This is a genomic window from Serratia sp. (in: enterobacteria), assembly GCF_046715635.1.
Taxonomy (GTDB): domain Bacteria; phylum Pseudomonadota; class Gammaproteobacteria; order Enterobacterales; family Enterobacteriaceae; genus Chania.
The window spans coordinates 1-2,666 of sequence record NZ_JBKJYW010000336.1; the positions used below are offsets into that span (position 1 = coordinate 1).

Sequence of the window (2,666 nt, forward strand, 5' to 3'; positions counted from 1 at the left end):
GATTATAAATGAGTCTTGGAACCTATAGCTAGAAAAGTCCATTCTTGCCTCCATTGAAAGCAAGCCACACATTGATGGAGTCACCATGCAAGAGGTTATTGACGGTTTTCTGAAGTTCCAGCGCGAAGCTTTTGTTGAGCGTACAGAGCTGTTCAAACGTCTGGCTACCAGCCAGAACCCGCGCACCCTATTTATCTCATGTTCCGACAGCCGATTGGTGCCGGAGCTGATCACCCAACGCGAACCAGGCGACCTGTTCGTTATCCGCAACGCGGGCAATATTGTCCCTTCTTTCGGGCCTGAGCCTGGTGGCGTCTCTGCTTCGGTGGAATATGCCGTTACTGCGCTAGGGGTTGAGGACATCGTTATTTGCGGCCACTCCGATTGCGGCGCTATGACCGCCATTGCCACCTGCAAATGCCTGGATCACATGCCAACCGTGGCCAACTGGCTGCGCTATGCCGATGCCGCCAAGGCGGTTAACCAAGCCAATGAACACGCCAGCGAGCACGATCGCATTAACTCGATGGTGCGTGAAAACGTCATCGCCCAACTGACCAACCTGAAAACTCACCCTTCGGTCGCGCTGGCGCTCGATCGAGGCAATCTGCGGCTGCATGGCTGGATCTACGATATCGCCACCGGCTGTATTGATGCATTAGATGGCAATACCCGCCGTTTCGTGCCGCTGTCGAGCAACCCGAGCGTCACCGCCAGCCCAGCCATGCAACGTTTCTAACCTATTAATCATAAAGAGGATTTTACATGGCACAATCTCTACAAAACACTTGCGTACGCCAGAACCTGACCGACATCCTCATGGAGGCTAAAGTCCGTAAAGGCCTGACCTTCGAAGCCATTAATCAAGACACCGGCTTGAGCTTGGCATTTGTTACCGCCGCTCTGCTTGGCCAGCATCCGTTGCCGGAACAGGCCGCCCGCGTAGTAGCGGCTAAGTTGGATTTGGATGAAGATGCGGTGTGCCTGCTGCAAACCATCCCAGTGCGCGGCAGTATCCCCGGTGGTGTGCCGACCGACCCGACCATTTATCGTTTCTACGAGATGGTGCAGATCTACGGCTCAACCCTGCGGGCGCTGGTGCATGAACAATTTGGTGACGGGGTGATCAGCGCGATCAACTTCAAGCTGGATATCAAAAAGGTCCAAGACCCCGATGGCGGCGAACGCGCGGTGATCACGCTGGATGGTAAGTACCTGCCAACCAAGCCATTCTAGGCCGTTAAGCCACAAAGTAAGCTGAATTCACATTGATGACAAAGTGGCAATGTTGCTGATTTGGTAAAAAATAAACGTACCAACCCTTGATAACCCATTGATTATAAAGACGGGCGCAGCATGCAGCGCCCCTACGTTGTAAGTCCGGTGAGGGTTTGTCAGTAGTCTCAATTCAGCGCCTGGTATCAGGCGCTTAATTTCCCCCAGGCTCACACGACTGTGGCAATAGTTAATGTACCGTCATAATCAAGGTGGCGGATGCCGTGAAACTGCCGGTAACAGCCTTAGTCACATCGTTGATCACTGGAGCTACCTGTATCTCATCTTGCCCAACACCGTTGAGTAACGTGGTAGCGAATTTCTGGTTCGGTTTGACTATTTGGCCGTTATATCTGACTGCTACCCCAATGTCATCAGGCAGCGTGGTGGCGATAAACTCTGACGAGAAAGCCGCAGGGGCCGCAATAAGATTAATATCAATATTTTGCGTCACCGCAGTGTTACAACGGTACTGCAGCGGGACGGTTTTGACATAACGACTCCCATCGTTACTGATCTGGGTATTATCAAGATCGCCAAAATCCACCTCAATAGCGGCACCGTTATTAATGGTACAGACTACGGGAACTGGTATAAACTGCCCTGCTGTCGACATACTCATAATCGGGGTATCATTAATCACGGTCGGTATTTTACCATTACCGTTAGTGACTAAACGGTAGCCTCGGAATAATTTGACCATTGGAGGAATTCGCACCACTCCCCCCAGTTGATCTCGTCGTAAACGCAACGTAATGTTGGAGCTTGTCCCTTCATAAGCAAAACGGGTCTGCTTGATATAACGGCTCGCCACCTGACCATCTGCATCACTCACTACTCCCCCTTCTATAGATCTTGTCGAGGGAACTACATGACCTCCGTTGCCCACGATCTCAATTTTAACATCAAAATCTTCGTTTACCTTATAAAAACCATTGCCAAAATCTGAGGGTGGTAAATCTATCCGGCTCTGGTAATAACCCATTACTGATGGCTTCGTCCCCTTAGGGTAGTCAGCCCAGCAGTTCAAATAATATACAGGTACGCCAGTGTAGGAGAAAATAGCCGTTGAACCCGCCTTGCTGCTGGTTAAGCTTCCTTTGGTAAGCGTGACAAAAAAATCATTATCTCCAGAATATGGCCAACAGGTGTTTTCCATCTCACTAGCGCTGACCACTGTTGGGAGCAAGAGTAATATCGTAAGTATCATTTTCAGGATCATAGTCACCATTATCTATTTTTATCAAACTTTAATGAAGGTATTACGTAACCGAACGGTGAACTCGTGTTGTGTGATTAAAATAATGTAATAAGCTGACGGGGTAATTAGCTGAAGCGGTTTTCGGCGTAAGGCAATAGTTCATTGATCCGGCTGTTGGGCCAGGTCGGCA

At 49.8% G+C, this 2,666-nt stretch carries 3 protein-coding genes; 2 read left to right on the forward strand and 1 reads right to left on the reverse strand.

Annotated elements, in window-relative coordinates:
• Positions 1-85 precede the first annotated feature (85 nt).
• Together ACLQ7H_RS17910 and cynS are read left to right on the forward strand one after the other, a co-directional pair.
• Positions 86-739, forward strand: a complete 654-nt coding sequence (locus ACLQ7H_RS17910; RefSeq protein ID WP_411753821.1) for a carbonic anhydrase — start codon at positions 86-88, stop codon at positions 737-739.
• A gap of 26 nt (positions 740-765) precedes the next feature.
• Positions 766-1,236: a cyanase gene (cynS, locus tag ACLQ7H_RS17915; protein WP_411753822.1), complete on the forward strand. Its 471-nt coding sequence runs from the start codon at positions 766-768 to the stop codon at positions 1,234-1,236.
• A 229-nt stretch (positions 1,237-1,465) separates the two neighbouring features.
• Here the strand turns inward: cynS and ACLQ7H_RS17920 are convergent, their stop codons facing one another.
• A complete protein-coding gene (locus ACLQ7H_RS17920) occupies positions 1,466-2,497 on the reverse strand; it encodes a fimbrial protein (protein ID WP_411753823.1) in 1,032 nt (343 codons plus the stop codon).
• Between the last annotated feature and the right edge of the window lie 169 nt (positions 2,498-2,666).

What these genes read in the sequence shown, in the direction of transcription:
- ACLQ7H_RS17910 (WP_411753821.1), top strand. Translation starts at nt 86, where the DNA reads ATGCAAGAGGTTATTGACGGTTTTCTGAAGTTCCAGCGCGAAGCTTTT.
- cynS (WP_411753822.1), top strand. Translation starts at nt 766, where the DNA reads ATGGCACAATCTCTACAAAACACTTGCGTACGCCAGAACCTGACCGAC.
- ACLQ7H_RS17920 (WP_411753823.1), bottom strand. Translation starts at nt 2,497, where the DNA reads ATGATCCTGAAAATGATACTTACGATATTACTCTTGCTCCCAACAGTG.